We start from the raw sequence: 21,071 nt of genomic DNA, 5'->3' as shown, positions 1-21,071 counted from the left end.
AGCTTGGGGCAGCTATATCGCATTGCGATATATTTCAACACGGAGGTGCTATGGAAACGAAAGAAGCAGAGTTGGATGATGCCGATTATGCCGCGCTGGCGGATTTGCGGTTTGCCTTGCGGAAATTTCAGGCTTTCAGCGACGAACGGGCAACGCAAGAGGGCCTAACGCCCCAACAGCATCAGGCCCTTCTGGCGCTACGCGCTGCCCCCATTGATGATGCTACAGTCGGATTCGTTGCACGGCGCTTGCTGTTGAAGCCGCATAGCGCAACGGGCTTGATTGATCGGTTAGAGAAGCAGGGATACGTAACCAGACATTCGAACGACGATGACCGGCGCCGTGCCCAATTGCGGCTGACGCCCCAAGCTTCTGAGATTTTGTCGAAACTCTCGTGCGCCCACAGGGACGAAATTCGGCGGCTCGGCCCCCTGCTCACGGAAATGTTGGCCCGCTTCGTTTGAAATGTGAGATGTCAACCGAATGGCGGCGGACGTCGAGAACCCGTGCGGTCCTGTCGCCGGCCGGGGACGCTAAAGCCGAACTCGCGCGCTCAAGCGGGTCGCTTCTACCTCGGCTTGGGGCCATTATTCTTACCAGGAAGGACGTGAAACGCCCCGAATACACAATCACAATCCGGCTCGCCAAGCATCACCAAGATGGGGCGGTGACGACGGGCCGGATCTTTGAAAGTCAGTCAGCCGATGCAATCGGCAAGCTTTTTTTAAGCCGCTAAGAGTTCGTCAGCGGGCCCGAAGAACTCATAGTGGATGCGGCTCGATGGAACGCCTGCGAGCGAGAGAGCGGAAACCGCGTGGCGCAAGAACGGGCGCGGACCGCAGATGTAATAGTCGGCATCGGCAACCAGTGTGTTGGATACGAGCCATGCGTCGGTAATGATCCCGGCGACGTCGTAATCCTGCCCGGCGATCTCGCCCGCGATCGGCGTCTGGTGGAAGTCGACAACGTTGACGTTTGCGGTCTTCGCCGCCAGCGCACGGACATGATCGCGCATTGCGTGCGTGCTTCGATCGTGCGTGCCGTGGACATAGTGAATAGGCACGTCGCTGCCGCCCGCGACCAAGGCTTCGAGCATCGCCACCATCGGCGTCAAGCCAACGCCGCCCGACAGCAGCACGATGGGGCGATCCGGGGCGCCGTCCAAAAAAAACTCCCCTGCGGGCGCCGCCACCTTGAGGATGGTGCCTGGCTTCGCGTTGTCGTGAAGCCAACCCGAGACGAGCCCGTGGGGCTCGCGCTTGACTGAGATGCGATAGCTTTCGCCGTTGGATGCCGATGAAATCGAATAATTGCGTTTGATCGACGGATGGCCGGGGATCTCGATCCAGAAGGTCAGATATTGGCCGGGCTTGTGTGTCATCACCGGCCCCCCATCGGCGGGACGCAGAACGAACGACGTGATGACGCTGCTTTCCGGGATGACCTTCTCGATCCGGAAGTCTCGCCACCCGTTCCAGCCCCCCGTAGCGTGCTGTTGGTCGTGATAGATGCGATCTTCGCGTGCGATCAGGATGTTGGCGAGGAACCAGTAGGCTTCGCCCCAAGCCGCGAGAATTTCTTCGGTTGCGGCGTCGCCGAGGACCGCCTTGATCGCGCCAAGCAGGGCGTCGGCGACATAGGGATAATGCTCGCGGAGGATCTGAAGCCCGACATGCTTCTGCGCGATGCGCTCCACCGCCGGCGCCAGTGCGCCGAGATTATCGATGTTGCTGGCATAGGCGAGGATCGCCGCAGTCAGCGCGCGGGGCTGCGAGCCGGCGTCGCCGTGGTGCGACTGGTTGAACAGGTCGCGGATTGCCGGATTCTCGAACATGCGCCCATACATTTCGCGCACGATGTCGAGGCCGTGCGCCTCGAGCGCGGGAACGGTGGCTTTGACGAGCGCGATGGTCTCGTCGCTGAGTGTCTGCGACATCAACGTCTCCTGTAGCTAAGAATTTGCGGGAGCGGGAAGGAGGGTTCAGCCATCCGGCGGCTGATCGTAGAAATCGACCTGCATCCTGACCTTGCCTAGCGGTGTTACGAAATGGGTTTGCTCGGGCTCGACGACGCCGGGATTGCCGGGGCTAAGAATCTTTTCGGAGGCGGGCTCGGCATAGGTGAGATTAAGTTCGCCCTCGATTACGCGGATAAGACCCCAGACCCCCGCTTTGGTTTGGTGGAAGCCGCGCAAGGCTGCAGGTATGCTGGTCTCGTCGAAAACAGGTGCCGAGCGGTAGGGAGTCGGCGCGGTCATGACAGTTGCCCCACCGCGCTCGCAGTCGTCTTGTGGCTTCCTGCGGCAACCGACATCGCCGGTCCGTCCAATCGGAAGAACATCGCCAGTTGCAAGCTTTCGGCGATACGCGCCGCTTTGGCCTGCAACGCTGCTGCGGCGGCGGGCGGCATCAGGGCATTGGTCGTTTCCGTCCAAAGGGCGAGCCAACGATTGAAGAGGGCCGGAGTGATCCGGCCGCTGTGCTTCATATGCGCCGGGACTGGCTGGCCTTTGTAACGACCCGTTGTCAGCATAACCGAGGACCAGAAGGCCGCCAGTTTATTTAGGTGGTTCGGCCAATTGTCTATCGCGTCGTTAAAGATCGGCCCCAGGTCGGCATCGTCGCGGACACGAGCATAGAAGGCATGCACAAGCTGCCCCAGCTTCTCTTCATTGATCTGCGCCACTGTGTCCACGACTCAGGCTCCAATCATGTATTCCTTATGCATCTATCGCTGTGCGTTGAAATATGCAATCTAAATGCATATTATCTGAGTGAGCCATGAAGCGGGCTACCCGGAGCGTATGAAACTGACCCTGTTCACCGACTATTCGATGCGTGTGCTGCTCTATCTCGGCGCGCGCGACCAAAGGCTGTGCTCGATTGGTGAGGTTGCGAAAGCCTATGGGATCTCGCAAAACCATCTGATGAAGGTTGTCAACGAGTTGGTCCGCAGCGGCTATATCGAAAGCGTGCGCGGCCGCTTTGGTGGCATCCGGCTCGGCAAGCCGCCCAATGCGATTAACCTCGGTACGCTTGTGCGGCATACCGAAGAGGGGTTCGATTTGGTCGATTGCGGAAGCTGTGTCATCGCCCCGGCTTGCGGCTTGACCGGAGTATTAAAGGAAGCCTTGGGTGCCTTCCTTGGTGTTCTAGACAGCTACACACTTGCTGATCTGCTCGCCCGGCAACCGGGTTTTGCTGCGATGTTTCCACTCGTGTCTGAGCCGGCAGAACACAGAGCCAAAATCTGAAAACTATTGCTCCACTGCTTCGCTTCGCCGCATCCCCGGATCCGTCCTGCCAATGCGTTTGTGTGCGAGGTTGCAGATTGATGTGGGAGCTTGCGCTTTGGCCCGCGTACCTGCTGACCAGGATCTGTTTCGAAAAGGGTCAAAGGCATCGGCCATGCCGAACTGCGTGTTTCGGAAAGTCCCCAGACATCGATTCCGGTAAGTCGCGGACAGTGATTTCGGAAAGGCCCGGACAGTTTACGCGGCGCGGAGGCGCGCCGGTGCCGCTGTTTCATGCGATCGGCGCCCAGGGGCAGTTCCCGATGGATGCGATGACTGATTGCTCGGTTATGAACGCATCGAGCTTGGCCGGTGAAAGATAGAGTGTTACGTTTGATTGATGACCGGATCGATCATCGAGCGAGCGGCACGAGCGCTCGCGCAGTCAGCTAGCGGGCATGATGACTGGGATTCCCTGGACCCCAAGCATCAAGAAGCGATCGAGCGTGATGTGCGCGCAGTATTCCATGCCATCCGCGAACCCACCGACGCAATGGCACTCGCGGGCGGCGAGGTAATCCGCAACATCGCCCTTGTCGAAACCGCGGTGGACCGTCGAGGCGACGCTGCGAGCACTTGGCGCTTCATGGTCGCTGCCGCAATGGACGAGCGATGAGGCGGTCCCTGATCCGAAATTGAAGTGGGGGCCTGACCGTAACGACCGCATAATTGGCGGAAGGTACGCCCGTTATTGCCTGCTGGGAGGAACAGACGTGAAAGCAATCCACGATAGCATCATAGGCCCTTTCACGATCGAGGAGGATATCGCGCTCTATGGTACCATCACTGGTGCCGCGACCTTGCGCAGCGGTTTTCGGCTCATTCTCCACGGAACGATTGCTGGCAGCCTAACCGTGGAACGAGGATCCCGGGCAATTATCCATGGCACCGTCGCTGGACGCATCTTCAATGACGGAGGCCGCGTGGAGCTTTTCGGCATGGCGGATGGTGTCGCCAATAGCTCGGCGGATGCGGTTACGGTCATCGACGCATGCGCCCATGTCAGGGGGCGGGCATAAGTGATGATCTGATCCCGGAAAACTGGATCGCTTTGAGTTAGAGTTTTTCGCCGTAAACTCCCTTGGCTGGGAGGAGCGAAGGACGATGAAGGCATCGAGATTCTCAGACGCGCAGAAGGCGTTCATTCTGAAGCAGGGAGCCGAAGGCATTCCCGTGGCAGACATCTGCCGCAGGGCCGGGATCAGCCAGGCGACCTACTTCAACTGGAAGAAGAAATACGACGGCATGCTGCCGCCGGACATGCGCCGGTTGAAGCAGCTCGAGGACGAGAACACGAAGCTGCGCAAGCTCGTGGCGGACCTCTCGCTCGACAAGGAGATGCTGCAGGATGTCATCCGCCGAAAACTGTGAGGCCTGCTCGTAAACGCGAGCTGGCCGGTGGTGGCGTTGTAATTGTTGTCGGTCTCGTCACGGCGGATCATCTGGCCGTCGCCGTTGGTGCGGAACACGATGCTGCGCGGCCGCCCGTCGCCGACATAGGCGTTGGTCAGCACGCCCTGGCCATCGAGGGTGAAGGTAGTCGTATAGGTCGTGCTCTTCGACGTGTCGGGCTTGTAGGTGATCGCGCTCTGCACCGCGCTGTCCCACCATTGATAGGCATTCACCGTGCTCGAGCTGTTCTGATAGCTGCTGTTCTTGTAGTTGGCGGTCGTCACCGTGCCGACCGCCCCGAGCAGATATTCCCCGGTCCCCGAGAGCGTGTATGTGTAGGTGCTGCTCGTCCCGTAGATCACATTGTCGTAGCGCTTGGTGGTCGTATATTCCGTCAGCAGCGCGCCGTTCGCGGCATAGGTCGCGGTTTTGGAGTAGACCGCACCCGTCACGCCGGACTGATAGTCGCTCTGGGCGGTCTGGCGGCCCATCAGGTCGTAGCCGAAGGTCGAGTTGGTGAAGCCGCCTGTCGTCGGCGCCGCGGGGATCGTGGCGGGCGGCGTCGATACGCCGGTGCCGTAATCATAGTTTTCGGACGCCAGGTCGCCTTGCGTGGTGCGGATCGCGGTGATCCGGCCCGCGCCGTCATAATCGTACATCTCGCGGCTTTCCTGGTAATAGCCGGGGACGTAGATGCCGAAATAATAGGAGTAGGAGCCGGGCATGTAGTCGGTGCGGATCGCCGCGGTCCGCTGCCCCGTCAGGTCATAGACATAGTCGCTGCTCGGCGTCGCGGCGCCATAGCTGTAGGTGCTGGCCCGAACGATCGTCGTGCCCGCCGCGCCTGCTGCTCCGGACAGCACGACGCGATCGGTGACGAGGCGGTTCATGCTGTCATAGCGATACCAGTAGGTATCGGTAGTGGTCGATGCCACGCCGCCGTTGAGGTTCAGGACGGCGTGGGTGCTGACCGTGCTGCGGACGTTTCCGGCCGCGTCATACGTGTTCGTGATACTCGCTGCCGGCGTATCGGTCGAACCCAATCGATACGCGACTAACTCTCACTGTGAATTACAGAATTAAGCGAACTCCGCTAATTGCCCCTCAACGCGAGAGACTAATTCTTCAGCCTCACGAAGAGGAAAATCCATCCCCTTGTCATGAAAGAAATGGAACGCCGCGGCATTCGCCATCCTAAGCCCCTTTACGATAGGCGCGCGCAAATCCCGAGCATTGATAATCGCTTGTGGCATGGAAATCTCTACCACAAGACCTTTATCTTTCTTCCCAAAATGGCCCAATCGTGTGCCCTCAAAGTCTGGCTCGCCGAGAGATCCAGCAATAATGAAGATTGGATTGACCCAAGGGGTTGTGCCATCAGCATAATTTCTAGGGCGAAGCTGATTTATTGTCGCGCTAGCCTTATCCAGAGCAGCTCGAATTCTAGAGTTGCGATGCTCTGGGCCGCGATAATGTTCACCCGTTGCAATCATTTGCCTTCCCTGCCCTCTCAAGTCGGCAGCCGAACCCGCGTGTGGAATGTTACCATGCGGTAGCTTGGTCAATTATACAATGCCGATCTCAAATAGTTCTGTATTGTGCTGGATTCGACGTTAATAAACGGACCAGATTTGTTCTCGATTTTCAGTATGCCGTGCTTGGGCGAAGATATACTCAAAACATCATCGTCAAGGCCGGTGCCGTTACCTTCCTTTCCAACACATTCGAAAAATTTTTCCCCGAGCCACATCGTTGAACCGACAGCTTCGATATATCCGTCTCGCATAATCCAGCGACCGGGATTGCTCGACGTGTCTACTATCATTTGGTCAAGAGGAGCGGGAAGGCCATTCGACACCAAGGGAAGCTGGTCAACTGATTTCCCCGCTGCCTCAAATTCAAGGGGATCTGATGCATTCTGCCAGTAATCATACTCCGCATCCGATACCCAAGCCTCAACAAAGCTCGGTTCACTCAGAAATGGCTCCACCCAAACGTCCCAAGACCGAGCCGCTCCGGACTCCTCCTCTTCAATAAGAACAAACCCTTGGTTCAGCGACGGAACGAATCCAGCCGTTAGCGTCCGCGCTCGTGGTGTAATTTCTGGTGTAGATTGAGGTGATCGCATCGGGTGGGGCATGCCCCACCCGATGCGATTTCGATCTCGGTGGCCACCGGGCTCATCGGTAAGGTGGAGTTACCACACTTCACACGCCCACCGAGGAGTTGATCCCGATGACCGACGACAGACTACCGCTTGCCGAGCTGATGGCGAAGACCGGAGATGGAGATTTCCTGCGCACGATCGCCGAGAGCGTATTGCAGATCATCATGGAGGCCGACGTCGACGGCCTCGTCGGCGCTAGCCGACACGAGCGCTCCGGCGACCGGACGACCTGGCGGAACGGCTACCGCGACCGCAGCCTCGATACCCGGCTCGGCACGCTCAACCTGAAGATTCCCAAGCTGCGGACCGGCGCCTACTTTCCCGGCTTTCTGGAGCCGAGGAAGACCGTGGAGAAGGCGCTGGTCGCGGTGATCCAGGAAGCGTGGATTGCCGGCGTCAGCACCCGACGCGTCGACGAGCTGGTGCAGGCGATGGGCATGACCGGCATCTCCAAGTCCTCGGTGTCCAAGCTGTGCAAGGATATCGACGAACGCGTCCATGCCTTCCTTAAGCGACCCCTCGCCGGTGAGTGGCCCTATCTCTGGCTCGATGCCACCTACCTCAAGGTGCGCGAGGGCGGGCGGATCGTCAGTGTCGCCGCGATAATAGCCGTTGCCGTCAACATCGAGGGCAAGCGCGAAATCGTCGGCCTGCACATTGGCCCCTCCGAAGCCGAACCGTTCTGGTCGAGCTTCCTCAAGGACCTCGCCCGGCGCGGCCTGAGCGGCGTTAAGCTGGTCATCTCCGATGCGCACGAGGGCCTCAAGGCAGCGATCACCCGCGTGTTCAGCGCTACCTGGCAGCGCTGCCGCGTTCACTTTATGCGCAATGCCCTGGCTTACGTGCCCAAGGGCCAGAACACCGTGGTCGCCGCTGCCATCCGCCAGGTCTTTCTCCAGCCCGATCATGCCGCCGCAACGCAGGTCTGGCGCCAGGTCGCCGACCAGTTGCGAGCCCGCTGGCCAAAGCTTGGCGCTTGCATGGACGACGCCGAGCACGACGTCCTCGCCTACATGACATTCCCCGAGCAGCACCGGGTCAAATTGCATTCGACCAACCCGCTGGAGCGCCTGAACAAGGAGGTGAAGCGTCGCGCCGACGTTGTCGGCATCTTCCCGAACGAGGATAGCATCATTCGCCTCGTCGGCGCTGTCCTGCTCGAGCAGAATGACGAATACCAGCTCCAGCACCGCTACATGCAGATCGAGGGCATGGCCGCCCTTGCCACACCAATGATCGAGGAGGTCCAGCCGCTACAGATTACACCCAAGGCCGCCTGAAAATGCAGCCCGCTGGCCACACCCAATTTTACACCACATTGACGGACGCGACCAATCCAGCCTGAACTTTAAGACTGCCTAAAAATACGCTTGCGCCCCAATTTCCTCGATGAATTACGAAATCCTGAAATTCAGATATTGAAAAAATCTTCCCATCCCCCCGCTGGAACTCAAGTGGCATATCAAGGGTCTTCGCGGATTGGGCAATATGGTCGATGATAACTTTAAATTCTATTCCCCGATTTGCATGTATTTCACGAACTTTGTCGCCCGAAAAATTGCGCTCGGTGCCTTCGATCGCGAAGGTTCCTAATACGATTTTGAGCTTTTCTAATCGGGCGTTCATTTGAATTCCTTAATAACGACCGTTACGTTATTATCGCGTCCGAACTGAATCAGCGACCGCGCTGCCGATGCTCCGCCAGGTTGGACTCGAAGATCAAGAATCATGTTTGCACGAGATCCATTGACTGTCGCGCCTCTGCTTCCGAGATCTGCTATGTGATCCTCCATTCGCGTCATCCAGCACGAATGACCTGCCCCCCGGCGGTCCCTCGGTCATAACGAGAGTCTTGCGGTTGAATATTCCGGCACGCTCGCCTGCACAAGCGCGTCGGGCGTGATGCTATCGTCCTGCACGAACGTCCGACGCGCTTGTGCAGGCGTTCGATTTCCCAACCATGAGTGGGGCCGAACATGGGACAAATCCGTCATTCCCAACAACCTGCGGCAACGGCAGCTTCTGCTGGAAGCGGCCATTGCCACCCCGATCGATTGCCGGCGCGGAACGCGTAATTGTGGGGCGATTCGCCCCGACCCTTTACCTCGCCACCAACCGGGCAGCTATCGGGAAAGTGCGCTGGCTTTTGGGGTCGGGAACGCGGACGTTCGCTGGATCGCATGATCGAGGTCCGCTAGGGTCAGAGGCGGACTGGTGCCGGACGGATCAGGCAGGAAAATGAATTCCGCACAATTTGTTACCGTCGGGGTCACGAAAATAGGCCAGTTCGATGGTGCCCATGGAGGCAGTTTCGCGCGGTCCGGGCGGAGCTTCGATCGAGGTCCCGCCAGCGGCAACGGCGGTATCGTGAAGCTGCTTCACCTGCTCGGGCGAGTCGCAGGAAAAGGCGACGGTGCTGCCGTTGGCGACGCTTGCCGGTTCGTCATTGATCGGCTGGCTGACGATGAAGTTGGTCCCGTTGCCGTTATTGTAGATCAGACGTGTATGGCCGCTGTCGGCGATGTTCTTCGTCCCTTCCCCTGCACCCAAGGTGGCGAGCACCGTGTCGTAGAAGCGCTTGGACCGTTCAATGTCGTTCGATCCGACCATGGAGTGAAAAAGCACGCATACTCTCCTGAAGGCTGATCGACTTCCGATCGCCATTAGCGATCTCACCTAACAGGCACATGATCCGCAGTCACCCCCGAGCCCTCGGAATGTCCGCTACTGGGGCGGCTGCCGACCGTCGGTTTCATGAGGATCGATCGGCAGCTCCCGTCAAATCCGGACGTTCGCGTCCCGTTTAGCGAACGGCGAAATCTGGACTGCCGCCGGGTGCTACCGCCGGATTTTGGGACTTTTCTGCCGCTCCCTCGCGACTTTGCGACCGGCAGGTCCGGCCAACAGCGGTCATTCGGGACCCGCCAGAAAGCGACCGCAGGATCACAGAGATGGGCCGAGAGCGGATTAGCAGCTTTCGGGTGATCCGTGGTTGTATGCGGACGTTGTCGGAGGACGCCTCGAGATGGCGGCTGCTAGGGCTGACGAGCTACGTGACGATTATTCCTTGACAACTCGCGCTCAATACTTTGCCATGGCTATACTAGGCGGGGGACTCCTTATGGCGTCGATGGCAGATGTTCTTCCTCACCCCCCCGGGTTAGCGGCGCAGCAGGACGTCTGGGAACCGAGCCACCGGCCTCAATTCGTCCTGCTGTTTCCAACGCATTTGGCGAGCGATCAGGTCCATGTCGCCGAACGGCTTGTCATGCTCGCCGCTGCGCTCGAACGCGCGCCTAGGGCATCAGACCTTCTGCTGTGCATAGCCGTCCAGTATCGGGATGCTGCGTCGCGAGCTGCTGCGGTGGAGTTCGCCAGCCGACTTGAAGACGCGGTGAGGCTTAGCGGTCTGCATGTTGTAAAAGTTGCGCTGGAGTCCCGCCTCAAGGTCGACTCGATCAACTGGGCGTGGGCAAGCATCGCAAGGGATCGTGCAACTTGGCTGGGCTGGATCGACGACGACGTGCATGTCGAGCCAGGGGGTGTGACCGCACTGATCAACGCGTGCGAAGCCGCGCCACTCGATGTCGTAGCCGTGGGGTTGAACAAGCGGGCGCAAACCCGACCGACGCTTACTTCCCGAATCCTCAAAGAACGGCGGGAGGCGCTAGGAGCTTTGCGGTATCCCCATGGCTGCTGTGTCTGCGTTAGGAGTTCCGCAGGCCTGCTTCCGATCCCGCGCGACGTCTCCGATGACGGCTGGATTGCAGCGAAGCTTGTGACCCTCGATCCGGCCGATCCGTTTTCAAGGGCGATCGTCCTTAAAGAACCGCGCGTATGCTATTGGACCTGCCCAGATTTCCGCACCCAGCTCGTCCGCATCCGACGCATCTATATCGACAGCTACATCATCCTGCTGAAGCACTTGTCTCCGGAGCATCGCAAGGTCTTTATGGAGCAGGTTCTGTTCCGGCGAAGGTCAGGGATGACAGTCAAGCAGGTACTCCTCTGGCCAATCAGCCAGGGCGTGCCCCGGCTTATGTGGCTGAGCCTCGGGGCCAGTATCTGGGCTCGTGCGCGTCTGAACAGACCAATGAAGTGGCCGGCATGGAGCTGATGAACCAGAAGCTCCAGAACGCAGCGTGTAGCCTGGATCGTCATGGCTACTGCTGCATCAACGCGGCCATACCGCATACTGCAGTCCGGGAGCTAGTCGGTCTGCTCGTGCCGCTCGCAAAACGCGAGCTTCGACCTCCTCTCAGAATAGACCTTCGCCACATTTCATCACCATCAACCTCTCCCATCTATCAGTTGAATAGACCGTCCGAGATCAATCCACACATCAAGGCAAGCGCGGCATTTCAAGAGATCAGGAATATGCTCGAAATGATGCACCTAAGCTGCCATTTTGTATCAGATGCACTAATCTTAAAAGATGGTCCACATGCGCCGGCGACCCCGTGGCACCAAGACGTTGCCTACGACACGGGACCTTCAGACCCAAGGGGAGGCCTCACCGTCTGGGTTCCGCTTGATGCTGCCGACCGCGTGACAGGCGGCCTGCGCTATCTAGTGGACTCTCACCGGGACGGCCTAGTGCGACATCTTACGGCCGAGGCGACCAAGGTTCGCTATATTGCAGATGACACGATGCCATCCTCTACGGTGCATGAAACGACATCTCGCCCCGGTGACCTCTGCATTCACTGGCGAACGACAGTTCACGGTAGCGCGGAAGTTCGGGGCTCACACTCCAGGTTGGCTTGGAGTCTCGGGTTTGAACTTCGCCCATGAGGTTGTCGGACGCAGAGCGCCGTTGTCTTGAGCGTTTGGGCATGGACGCCGCTCAGCTTTTAGCTGACCTGTGTTCGGCTGCGGAGCCGGGTATCACGACCGCAGAGCTCGACACGTTGTTCCGGCAATGCGCGCCGAAGTTCGATCTCACTTCCGCAGTCTTCGGCTATCGCGGCTTTCCCCGGCACATCGTCACGTCTCTCAACAGCACGCTGTCAGGCGGTGTTCCGAGTACCCGGCAAATCCTCAAGGACGGAGATCTGCTGACCGTCGACATTGCCGTAGAGCGGCGCGGGCAGATGGTGGATCTCGCCCACAGCATCGCTGTCGGGAGATCTCACCCTCGTCACCAAAGCTTGCTCGTGGCGAGTGCAACTGCCGTCTTGGCAGCAGTCTCGGCCGTAAGGCCGGGCGTTCCTACCACAGCTGTGGCCGCAGCGGTCGAGGCAGCTATTGGTCCTAGTGGGGCAGTCGTTTGCAATGGGCTCGAAGGGCATGACATCGGGGCTCGCCTTCATGGAGGAGTTCGAATTCCGCACTCCAAGTTTGATAAATGCCCCGAGGCGCGTTTCGCTCCGGGCATGATTGTTGCTGTCGAACCGGTCATAAAGTTCGGCTCGCGAGACGCGCAGGTCGGGGGGGATGGCTACAGCTGGCGCGCCGCCGATGGCGAGGCAGGCGCCTACTTCGAGCGAACCGTTCTAGTCACGGAAGATGGTGCCATCGACTTGACCGCACCTGCGCGAGCGAGCTGAACGTGCATGTAGGTGTGCTTTACATGCAAAGTTGGGGATACGCCGGGAACACCGTGTGGGCCAGACGCGTGGCTGCCTGGCTGGAGCGCAGCGGGAACGCGACTGTCCATCTGATCGCGGCGGACCAGCCAGGGAGCGTCCTCGGCGATGCCGGAGTTCGATTGGCGCGGCTGAAGCGTACTTTGCGCACGCCGGACATGCTCAGAGCCGCCTATCGCGACTGGGCAGAGGAGCTCTGGACTGACTTCGGGTGCCTCTGGAATGATGTGTTGATCAGTGGCACCGCGGAGAAGGCCGTCGGCGAGATCAAGGCTCAGCTCGATGGTCTTTCCTGCGAGGTACTCTTGGGAATGAAGGGACTCCTCTCTCAGCTGCTGTGTGTGACGAACCCACAGTGGAGTGCGCATCGCGCCCCTCAAATCTGCAACTTCGTATCCAACCCTGGGCTCCTCCAATTCATGATTCACCGGCCGCAGCAGGCGATCACTCACCTGACGCCCTTCCCTCGGTGGGCGCTCGATGTGCGCACAGCGCTCGGGCCCTACGCCGACGTGAGGCTGCTCTCTTTCGATCAGCTTGTCGCCAGCCGACGCAAAGCACTGGCGCCCACATGTTCCCCGGATGCCGTGCCGACCCTGCTAATCTACGCAAACAATGAGTCCGACGGCTGGCTGGACCTACTGCGAACCATGCTCTCGATGCGCATACGGGTCCAGATATTCTTCATCGCCGTTCGCGATGAACAACTCGCCGAGCGCGCCAGACAGCTCGCGAATGCCAGACCAGACGTGAGGGTCCTTACTTGGCTGACCGAACGGGAGGCCGACGCAGTTCTGTCGAAGGCGGAACTGAGCGATCGCTCGGTGGCGGTCACCAAATGCGGTCCGGGGACGCTGCTCTTCCTCAGTCAGTACAGGCTCTCGATCGTTGCTGTGGACAGTGGGCTGCCTCCGGAAGACTGGGTGCTCCGGTCGCTTACCAGCTGCGACGGGCGTTCCACAGTCGCAACTCCGCTGGACGCCGCCCCGGTTGTACGTAGCCTCTTGGATAAGGTCGCAGCGGCGCCGATTCGGATCCCGTCACTTCTTGGCCTTAAAAGCGACGATAACCTGGGAGTGCCGACGTGGAGATATCCGTGAATGTCGATGAAGCCTCAAAGGAAGAATTTGCGCTTTGGCGCGAACACGTCCGGAGCCATTCGTCAGCCGAGATCGAACGCGTTCTGCGGGGGGCAGGATCTGCCGACGGGCTTGTTCAGTACGCGCTTGGACGCGAGGGGACGTTCGCCTGGAGCGCGTTCGCAAGCTGGTTCGTGCGCGGCCACCCTGCAGCGGACATGATCGCATGCTGCGTCGCACTTCACATGGTCGGGATCAAACTGCTTGATGACTTGGCGGATGAGGACTCGCCATTTCCACCGCAGGATCTGCTCTGCGGTGCACGACTCGGGGAGTGGGCAGCCATTTGCGCGGCCTCGCTTGCGGGAGGACAGGCGGCCGCTGTCGCGATGTTCGCCGACATGGCGCCGGTTTGGTGCGCGTTCAGCGGTGAACCATTAGGAGAGAAGCCCGACACTCTGGGCTCCTGGCTTGCCCTCGCGTCCGCCAAGGCGGCGGACTTGCTCCAAGCCTACGTCTCTTTTGCCGTTCGGCTTGCCGGTGAGCGGTCGCCCTCCGAAGCGGTCACCACCCTAGCACGCAATCTCGGCCTCATGCTGATGGTTCGCGATGACCTGCGCGATTTCCACGAAAAGGCCGAGAGGAGTGGGAACCTCTGGCATATCCTGCAGCAGGACTGCCGGTGTCTCGCTGCTGCTCTGGGTCCTGTTCACCAGATGGCACTCCAAGCAAATGCCGCGGCGGGCGTAGAACTGGAATGGCTGGTGAACGAAATTGCCGCCGACATAGAACTCCGCGCTGCCCTCTCAACTAGTACTTGACTCGCAGTGGGCGACGTGAACTAATGCTCACGGAACCGCGCGACCAACGATCGCGCGCCAATCGTGGAGACTGATATGCACGGCTGCGCAGTTGGATCAGATCAGTACGAGAAGGACGTCAAGAAGGTTCTCGAGCGCTGGCGCATTCACCCCGACTATGCAGTCTTCTGCAATGATGTCTACCAAGACATGCTGCACAAGATCGAACGTTTCCAAGCGGAGCAGAACTCCGTGATAGAAAAGGAAGGTCAGTCAGAGGCTACGGGCATTTCTCGCGGCGAATCGGCCGAGCTTCTGATCGCGTTCTTGACCCACACGAAGGAGCAAATGAGGAACTTTCTCAACGAGCGTGCAAAGAAGTAGACGCTTCTTGTTGCGAGCGACTAACGTTCGCAATGCTCCGGCGCGTAGCTGCGCGGGAGGTCTTGTGACTGATGCCACTTGAATATCTCGAGGAGCTAGCGTTCGTACGCAGTTCGGCATCTAGCATGTTCAATGGGCGGCAGCTTAAGGAGCTGCAAAGCTATGAAGACAGGCAAGAACTGACGCGCAACGCAGGCGACTATCCCTCCAGACTTTTCTTGATCATCAAGGCCACCCGGCTGTGCAACCTTCGATGCTCCTATTGCCGTGCCTGGAGGGAGGGTCGCGATCAGGTCCTGGCTTTCTCGCATCTGCTCAGTGTCATCGCCCAAGCGATGAGACTGCCGGGAATCCGTGACCTGCACATTGTCTGGCACGGCGGCGAAACCACTCTCCTCTCGCGACGGTACTTCGAACGCGCAATCTGGCTGCAGGAGCATTTCCGGATTGATGATCGGAAGGTCGGTCATGCCATTCAGTCCAATGCGACCCGCATAGATGAGCACTGGGCACGGTTTTTCCGTGCGACCGGCTTTTCGGTGGGCGTCAGCCTTGATGTCGACGCCGAGAGCCACGACCGCTCGCGGCAGTTTCCGGGTGGCGTCGGCAGTTATGCTGCAACCAAGGCGGGGCTTGAGGCACTCGCGGCCGCGGGAGTTCCTCATGGCCTATTGGCTGTCATCGATGCAAGCATGATAAAGGCTGGTGCGGCATCCCTTCTGGAAAACCTGAGCGCTCACGGCGTTCGGAGTGTGGGGCTTCTAAACGCGCTACCTTCAAACGAAAGCGTCGACGGTCAATCTTATCTCGATTGGGAGAGCTACGTTTCGTTCCTACGGCAGGTGTTCGCGAAATGGCACTCGAATCCCGGCAACCTTTCACTCCGGGAGCTTGAGTCTCTCTTCAACATAGTGAAAGGATCTGGATCTCGCCTATGCATCTATCAGGGAGGATGCATGGGTCAGTATCTTACGATCGAGCCAGACGGCCGAGTGTCGGCTTGCGACAAGTACGTCGGCGATCCAACTCACCACTTTGGTGACCTTTGCAGCGAGTCACTCTTCAGCATTCTCACCGTCAGTGCCGGGTTAAAGCGTGCACGTGAGGAAGCGGCTGAGGTCCTGAAACGGTTCTCCGGCTGCGCCAACTTTGCCTATTGTCGGGGCGGATGTCCTCACGACGCCCGCCTGAATACGCGCTTCGGCAACCCAGGCGCACAGTGCTGCGGGCTCAGCCCCCTAATCGACGACATGCATCACGCCGCCAGCAAGGAGAGAGACAATGGCAGAGATTACGATCGATCGCGACGCATACGAGAAGCTGAAGTCGGGTGACGGGCAGCCGTTCAGTGGAGATTCCAAACTAGCGACCTTCCTCGCCCACAAGTTCGAGGAAGGCGAAGCGGCTCAGCGGTCCAAGTCTGCGGACGAGGCGAGCTGGGTCTATAACATCTGGACCTATAGCTGGTAGGGAGCGCACCTGCGCCTCTCAGGCGGGCGCGCGCAAAACAAGCACTGCGCCGCTTTGGTCGCCTCGGCCAATCTAAGTTGGAACGGGTTCGGGGGCGTGATCACCAGGAACTGATCTCGGAAGGTCCGACCTGCGGCAATATTGCGGAGTCCGCTCCCGGCCGCCAGGAAGTTGATTGCGTCCACTGCTGAAAATTAGCTGCCGCGGTGTTCACCGAACCGATGCGATAGCATCGGAGGATTGAACCAGTTGCTAACCTGCGGTCGGCTTTCCGAACTGGATCGACCTAGGTCCCAATGTAGATCATCGCGTTCGCCTATGTTGGTCTGTTGGTCAGATGAACGGACGGCAGCAATCGGGATCTCCTGACAGCTCGGTGATGGCCGGGATCGGGGCGCCTTCCCCATAGTCCGCTTCGCGGCGTTTGGCGGCAGCTTCTGCCATTAGCGAACGTTCGGGGTGGCTGATCTGAACGACGTGTGTTGGTCGGCACCCGCCTCGCGCGAGCGTCGGCTATCCCCGCACCCCGGCTCCAAACCGGATGGTCGCCTACCGGCCCGTCGAAGACCTCGCGAATGAGGAAGCGGCCGGTTTGCACCTGGGAGCGTAAAATTGGGTGCTGACCGACCGGGAAGGGCCAGCTATGGTGGGCAAGACCTCGAACAAACCAATCGTTCAGGAAATCGATCGCGATAGCCACCTTTCCCTTTCCACGACACTGCACGGCGCCGTTCGGAACATCCGGTGCTGAGTTGAAAGCCGCTCTTCGGACCAAGGCCCGCGAATGACGAGATGTCACAACCCCGGCCATTGTAGCGCTCACGTAAGGCGGTGAAAGAAATAGCCGAAGGGCAGCGCCTCGCCTGAGACGCCGCTTTCCGCGGTTTATCCGTTCAGCTTGTCCTTAACCCCCTTAGCGGGCGTGAAAGCGAGTTTGCGGGCCGCCTTGATCGTCATCGCTTCGCCGGTGGCAGGATTACGCCCTTCACGCTCGGGCGTATCCTTGACTTTGAACTTGCCGAAGCCGTTGAGCGAAATTTCCTCGCCTTTGGCAGCTGCGTCCGCGATTGCCTCAAATACAGCGTCAACCACCTTGCGCGCATCCGCCTTGGTGAGGACAGCATCGCTGGCGATCGCTTCGGCCAGATCATTGTTGTTCATAGCAGTTCCTTCATCAATGGGCGGGAGGCCTTAGGGCAACGCGGCGATATCAGTCACGCCTCGGGTCCCGTTTCGCGACCACCGGGTCCGCAGGCCGAAAACTCAGCCAGCGTCGTTCGTGGCCGCCTTCGGCGAGCGCGCCATGCCGGGCTTGTCGGCCTGCACGGGCTTGGAGGATGTTTCTCCCGTCGCAGTGGGGGCACCCTTTTCGGACGTAGCCTGCCCCTTGCCAAACAGCCCCAGCTTGCCGCGCGGTTTGTCTGCCGGCTTGGGAGCGGGTGCCGACGCGGCCGGCGGCGCGGCCGCAGCGATAGGAGCCGGCATGGCGGCAACGGCCTCAGGCTTTGTGCCCTTCGTCGCTGCACGCTTTTTTGCAGTGGCTGCCGCGCTGCTCGAGCCGGAATTCGAGCCGCTCTTAGGCTTGGCGTTCGCCTTGGAAGCGATTGGCTTGACGGATGTCGCCTTGGCGGTCTCCGGGGCGGTAACAACGGGCACATCACTAGTTTTAGCCGGCTCAGGAGCCGCATTCCGCTTCGCCTTCGCTACGGATCCCCCCAATTTCGTGGGCGCGTCCTTGGAGCCTGGCGATGTGACCGCGGAGGTGTCGCCTGATAGTGGCTTGCTCTCGGCAGCAGGCCCGGAGCTCGCCGCCAACGTGACCGCCGCGAGCGACTTCTGGTTGTCGTGGGAAACGGCAGGTTTCCGGCGATTTCCGAGACCGATCTGCTCGGCGATGGCGCGGCGCTTGGCCGCGAAGTCCGGGGCGACCATCGGATAGTTCGCAGGCAGTTTGTACCGCTCGCGATAGGTTTCCGGGGTCAAGCCGTTCGCGGCCAGGTGCCGCTTGAGCGTCTTGTACGGCTTGCCGTCGATGAGGCTAAGGAGATGCGCACTCGACGACTGGCTCTTGCGGATCGACACCGCCGGTGTGAAGGTCTCTTCGTCGACTACCGGCTCGGGCTTCGTATCTTCCGACAGTGCAAGACGGGTGTCACGGATCAGTCGCGGCAGATCCTCGGACCCGACAGTGTTATTGGCGAGATAGGCGCTGAGCAATTCTACGGTCAGTGCTGTGAGGTCGGCGGGGTTTTCGGTGTCAGCCATAGTAGAGAATGCTCCTGCAGCGCTTTATGGATCTGGACGTTGCAACACGCTGCTTGTCACGCCAGATGCAATTATACACAAGGGAAAAAGTGCCGGTTCCAACGAGCTTGAATGTATCGAGTCTTTGCAGGAATATTCAAGACGAGCGGGTTGCTGAGCGATACGCCTCCGTATCGCACCGCCTGACCGCAAATGCGTTCCGACGAATTCGCAGGCATCCTCTCCCAAAACTCCTAAAGCCGTCCTTCGGGTCGGCTTCTTTATCGCCCATTCCTTTAACAGAGAAAGTCGAACTGTCCGGTTCGCCGATGATCATCGAGCGATCCACTGCCTATCCGCAAGTTTTTCGCCCTTTCTCCGCCAAGTTATCAACACCCTGCCCGGTTCCGGCAAGTGCCCTTCAGGCCATCAACGCGACGGCGTGCAGGACCAAGCGAAAGCAGACGACCGGTTCGTGTTCGTCGCGATCGCACGCCATGCATCGGGCAAACCCTCGCGCTCGGTCTGCTCCTTCCATAAGCGCTCTCAAGGGTCGAGTAATCACCTCAAATGCCGAGGGACCCCGCTCGCCGCGGATGATGTAGATAGCGGCCAATGCTTGTGATCATAGCCCGGTCCATGAACTTTCCGATCACAGCCACGATCCGCAAGGGATCGAACGCGGCACGCAATGGTTCGTAACGACCTCGATGCCAAGGGCGCCGTAATCCGCGGGCGCCTATGAGACAGTGGCAGCGATGATATCGGCTGCCCTGCAGGATATGCAGAACCAACCTCCAGCCTTACCGGGGGAACAAAGGTCTGACATCCCCCCGATCGTAGGGTGTGGAACTCAGCCGGAACCATTCGCCCGGTGTCTCCTTGATAGTACCGAAGGAGACAATCGCATGATTGGCAAAATTATCGGAGCACTCGCCGGCAGCCAAGCCTCAAAGCACGTCCAAGGCCTCAATGGAACGGGCGGTGCACTTCTTGGTGCCGCCGCGCCGACGCTGCTGCGCCGGCTTAGTCCGATGTCCCTGCTTGCCATGGCCGCTGGGGGATATGCCTGCAAAAAATACTCAGATCGCCGCGAGGCGGAAAAACTGCGGCGTGCACGCCCCAGCGGCTTCGCCGAGCCTACCCGCACCCAGGCCTGAACGCACGGCGCGGTGCCCTCAGGTCATAGAGCCCCTTGGGCACCGCGCTTCCCTGCTCACCGTTTCAGCCCAGCTTTTTCATCAAGCGGCCGGCTGCCCCATGCTCGGCCGCCAGGTTGCGATTGTAAGCGAGCGGCATGCGCGGGCTTTTCCAACGCAAAGCATCCATGATCCCAGCAAGATCCTCGCCGCTGGCGAACAGGTCCTGGTTGAGCCCGACACGCGTGGAATGGCCGCTGATCCGCTTCAGCAAATGCTCGAGATCGTCCTTCGTGAGATCCGGCAAAGCGCCCTGATCGAAAGCCCGTCGGATAATCGCCCGCCAGATCGGCCCGATCGAGCCCGGATGCAGAGCGGCCTCGCCGAAACTGTATTCGGTGCGCGCCGGGACTGCGGGCTTGGGCAACGTTTTGCGCATGCCCCAAATCTCCCGCCCCGATATCGTCGTCAGGTCACGCCCGGGCACCCGGGCCCGCACCTTGTAGCGCCGCACGATCACCCGGCGGAATAATGGCCCGGTGGCGATGCTGGCCGCCGCGGCCCACGCTGCCACCGCGCGCACGATCCTCGGGCTGAGGAACGCGGTGGCCCCCTCCCCTTCGCTGTCGCCTTTGCTCCGCGCGATGGTCAGCAGCCGTGCATCGGGATCGGTGGCAGGCATGATGTCCTCCATCGTAACCGCGACCAGTTCGCTGGCGCGCAGACCTGTGTCGTAGGCCAGACTGAGGAGCGCGCGATCGCGAAGGCCCATAGGCTCATCGTCGCAGCTTTCGAGCATCGCGCGCAGGTTGAGCCCCCTCGCCGGATCGCGCTCGATGTCCGAAACGGGCCCCTTGAAGCGCAGCGGCGCCGCCTGGCGCTGGGCCACGCCTTTGTCGCGCCGGATCGCCGCCAGGGTCAGCTTGACCAGCGGCGCGGTGGTCGGATCGACGAGGCTAAGCAACTGGTGCAGCCGGGCGATCGAGGCTTTGTAACGCGCCAGCGAGGCGGGCCTGGCCCCCTGCCCGCTCGTGCACCGAGATAATCGGTCACGTCTTGCGGCGTCGCCGGCAGCGTGATCCGGCGATGCTGCCGGCACCACAGATCAAAGGCCGACCAATCGGACCGCAAAGCGGCGAGTGTGTGCTTTGACGAAGCAACCTGGAACGCGGCGATCAAGCCGCTGTCCACGGTCACCGGCGCCGCGGCGCGCAGCGTTGTGATGATAGGCACGAGGTCAGCGCCGTGACGAGAGGCGGCCGGCAGGCTCAGATCGTCCATGGCGTCCTTTCCATCTGGTGTTTTCCGCTCGGGTCACCGGCGCCTTCGCGGCCGATTGTGCAAGTGGGTAGCGGGTCTCCCATGCGCCGCCACGGACCCGCCACCTCCGGCCGAGGCCGGTTTGGAGCTGTCAGTTAAAGAATACGGGCGGACGAGAAAATGGCAGAAAAGCTTGGGTCACGTGTAAGAATACCTCCGGACGTTCGACCTGAAGGCGCGGTTCAGCTACAAAACG

The 21,071-nt window shown here is 60.0% G+C and carries 23 protein-coding genes and 2 pseudogenes; 15 read left to right on the top strand and 10 right to left on the bottom strand.

What is annotated here, in order from left to right:
• Positions 1-50: 50 nt before the first annotated feature.
• Positions 51-464, top strand: coding sequence for a MarR family winged helix-turn-helix transcriptional regulator (locus ACFFDA_RS09970; protein ID WP_404478532.1), 414 nt, complete (start codon positions 51-53; stop codon positions 462-464).
• Between the two features lie 260 nt (positions 465-724).
• On the opposite strand, the gene hmpA is transcribed toward ACFFDA_RS09970, so the two are convergent.
• The 3 genes from hmpA to ACFFDA_RS09955 are packed head-to-tail and all read right to left on the bottom strand — an operon-like array spanning position 725 to position 2,694.
• A complete protein-coding gene (gene hmpA / locus ACFFDA_RS09965; RefSeq protein ID WP_404478530.1) occupies positions 725-1,936 on the bottom strand; it encodes an NO-inducible flavohemoprotein in 1,212 nt (403 codons plus the stop codon).
• A gap of 45 nt (positions 1,937-1,981) precedes the next feature.
• Positions 1,982-2,257, bottom strand: a complete 276-nt coding sequence (locus ACFFDA_RS09960; RefSeq protein WP_404478529.1) for a DUF1971 domain-containing protein — start codon at positions 2,255-2,257, stop codon at positions 1,982-1,984.
• Entirely contained in the window at positions 2,254-2,694 is a 441-nt protein-coding gene (locus ACFFDA_RS09955) for a group III truncated hemoglobin (RefSeq protein ID WP_404478528.1), read from the bottom strand. The genes ACFFDA_RS09960 and ACFFDA_RS09955 overlap by 4 nt, the downstream gene beginning before the upstream one ends.
• A gap of 109 nt (positions 2,695-2,803) precedes the next feature.
• Between ACFFDA_RS09955 and ACFFDA_RS09950 the strand changes: the two genes are divergently transcribed.
• The 4 genes and pseudogenes from ACFFDA_RS09950 to ACFFDA_RS09935 all read left to right on the top strand — a co-directional run.
• On the top strand, positions 2,804-3,253 hold the full coding sequence (locus ACFFDA_RS09950; protein WP_404478527.1) for an Rrf2 family transcriptional regulator: 450 nt from the start codon (positions 2,804-2,806) through the stop codon (positions 3,251-3,253).
• Between the two features lie 379 nt (positions 3,254-3,632).
• A complete protein-coding gene (locus tag ACFFDA_RS09945; RefSeq protein ID WP_404478526.1) occupies positions 3,633-3,908 on the top strand; it encodes a hypothetical protein in 276 nt (91 codons plus the stop codon).
• 97 nt (positions 3,909-4,005) lie between these two features.
• Positions 4,006-4,311 (top strand): hypothetical protein, encoded by a 306-nt coding sequence (locus ACFFDA_RS09940; RefSeq protein WP_404478525.1) that lies wholly within the window; start codon positions 4,006-4,008, stop codon positions 4,309-4,311.
• Positions 4,312-4,396: 85 nt separating this feature from the next.
• A pseudogene (locus ACFFDA_RS09935) lies at positions 4,397-4,695 on the top strand (transposase); the annotation flags it as partial.
• Positions 4,696-5,763: 1,068 nt separating this feature from the next.
• Here ACFFDA_RS09935 and ACFFDA_RS09930 read toward each other — a convergent pair.
• Positions 5,764-6,177, bottom strand: coding sequence for a hypothetical protein (locus tag ACFFDA_RS09930; protein ID WP_404478524.1), 414 nt, complete (start codon positions 6,175-6,177; stop codon positions 5,764-5,766).
• 68 nt (positions 6,178-6,245) lie between these two features.
• Positions 6,246-6,824 carry a hypothetical protein gene (locus ACFFDA_RS09925; RefSeq protein ID WP_404478523.1) on the bottom strand — a complete coding sequence of 193 codons (579 nt, stop codon included), beginning with the start codon at positions 6,822-6,824 and terminating at the stop codon, positions 6,246-6,248.
• Positions 6,825-6,919: 95 nt separating this feature from the next.
• Between ACFFDA_RS09925 and ACFFDA_RS09920 the strand changes: the two genes are divergently transcribed.
• Complete coding sequence (locus ACFFDA_RS09920) at positions 6,920-8,131, top strand: IS256 family transposase (protein WP_404477663.1); 1,212 nt, start codon at positions 6,920-6,922, stop codon at positions 8,129-8,131.
• A 28-nt stretch (positions 8,132-8,159) separates the two neighbouring features.
• On the opposite strand, the gene ACFFDA_RS09915 is transcribed toward ACFFDA_RS09920, so the two are convergent.
• The gene (locus tag ACFFDA_RS09915; protein WP_404478522.1) at positions 8,160-8,477 is read right to left on the bottom strand and encodes a hypothetical protein; all 318 of its coding nucleotides are present in this window, start codon (positions 8,475-8,477) and stop codon (positions 8,160-8,162) included.
• 600 nt (positions 8,478-9,077) lie between these two features.
• On the bottom strand, positions 9,078-9,461 hold the full coding sequence (locus ACFFDA_RS09910) for a VOC family protein (RefSeq protein ID WP_009822167.1): 384 nt from the start codon (positions 9,459-9,461) through the stop codon (positions 9,078-9,080).
• 511 nt (positions 9,462-9,972) lie between these two features.
• On the opposite strand from ACFFDA_RS09910, the gene ACFFDA_RS09905 reads away from it, so the two are divergent.
• The 8 genes from ACFFDA_RS09905 (at position 9,973) to ACFFDA_RS09870 (ending at position 16,172) form a co-directional block, all read left to right on the top strand.
• Positions 9,973-10,968: a hypothetical protein gene (locus ACFFDA_RS09905; protein WP_404478521.1), complete on the top strand. Its 996-nt coding sequence runs from the start codon at positions 9,973-9,975 to the stop codon at positions 10,966-10,968.
• On the top strand, positions 10,959-11,645 hold the full coding sequence (locus tag ACFFDA_RS09900) for a phytanoyl-CoA dioxygenase family protein (protein ID WP_404478520.1): 687 nt from the start codon (positions 10,959-10,961) through the stop codon (positions 11,643-11,645). Before ACFFDA_RS09905 ends, ACFFDA_RS09900 begins: the two co-directional genes overlap by 10 nt.
• Before the next feature lie 41 nt (positions 11,646-11,686).
• Positions 11,687-12,400: a M24 family metallopeptidase gene (locus ACFFDA_RS09895; RefSeq protein ID WP_404478519.1), complete on the top strand. Its 714-nt coding sequence runs from the start codon at positions 11,687-11,689 to the stop codon at positions 12,398-12,400.
• A 68-nt stretch (positions 12,401-12,468) separates the two neighbouring features.
• Entirely contained in the window at positions 12,469-13,539 is a 1,071-nt protein-coding gene (locus tag ACFFDA_RS09890) for a hypothetical protein (RefSeq protein ID WP_404478518.1), read from the top strand.
• Complete coding sequence (locus ACFFDA_RS09885; protein WP_404478517.1) at positions 13,536-14,339, top strand: hypothetical protein; 804 nt, start codon at positions 13,536-13,538, stop codon at positions 14,337-14,339. The genes ACFFDA_RS09890 and ACFFDA_RS09885 overlap by 4 nt, the downstream gene beginning before the upstream one ends.
• 75 nt (positions 14,340-14,414) lie before the next feature.
• The gene (locus tag ACFFDA_RS09880; protein WP_404478516.1) at positions 14,415-14,702 is read left to right on the top strand and encodes a hypothetical protein; all 288 of its coding nucleotides are present in this window, start codon (positions 14,415-14,417) and stop codon (positions 14,700-14,702) included.
• Between the two features lie 71 nt (positions 14,703-14,773).
• Positions 14,774-16,036 (top strand): radical SAM protein, encoded by a 1,263-nt coding sequence (locus tag ACFFDA_RS09875; protein ID WP_404478515.1) that lies wholly within the window; start codon positions 14,774-14,776, stop codon positions 16,034-16,036.
• Positions 15,984-16,172, top strand: a complete 189-nt coding sequence (locus ACFFDA_RS09870) for a hypothetical protein (RefSeq protein WP_404478514.1) — start codon at positions 15,984-15,986, stop codon at positions 16,170-16,172. Before ACFFDA_RS09875 ends, ACFFDA_RS09870 begins: the two co-directional genes overlap by 53 nt.
• An 885-nt stretch (positions 16,173-17,057) precedes the next feature.
• Here ACFFDA_RS09870 and ACFFDA_RS09865 read toward each other — a convergent pair.
• Positions 17,058-17,333: an HU family DNA-binding protein gene (locus tag ACFFDA_RS09865; RefSeq protein ID WP_404478513.1), complete on the bottom strand. Its 276-nt coding sequence runs from the start codon at positions 17,331-17,333 to the stop codon at positions 17,058-17,060.
• A gap of 102 nt (positions 17,334-17,435) precedes the next feature.
• Entirely contained in the window at positions 17,436-18,437 is a 1,002-nt protein-coding gene (locus tag ACFFDA_RS09860) for a MucR family transcriptional regulator (protein ID WP_404478512.1), read from the bottom strand.
• A gap of 887 nt (positions 18,438-19,324) precedes the next feature.
• Between ACFFDA_RS09860 and ACFFDA_RS09855 the strand changes: the two genes are divergently transcribed.
• On the top strand, positions 19,325-19,576 hold the full coding sequence (locus ACFFDA_RS09855; protein ID WP_404478511.1) for a hypothetical protein: 252 nt from the start codon (positions 19,325-19,327) through the stop codon (positions 19,574-19,576).
• Positions 19,577-19,640: 64 nt separating this feature from the next.
• Here the strand turns inward: ACFFDA_RS09855 and ACFFDA_RS09850 are convergent.
• Positions 19,641-20,836, bottom strand: a pseudogene (locus tag ACFFDA_RS09850) (tyrosine-type recombinase/integrase).
• Between the last annotated feature and the right edge of the window lie 235 nt (positions 20,837-21,071).

Source organism: Novosphingobium sp. BL-52-GroH (assembly GCF_044813085.1).
Classification (GTDB): Bacteria; Pseudomonadota; Alphaproteobacteria; order Sphingomonadales; family Sphingomonadaceae; genus Novosphingobium.
Note: the sequence above shows the minus strand (reverse complement) of the source record. Positions and strands in the feature narration are given on the sequence as shown.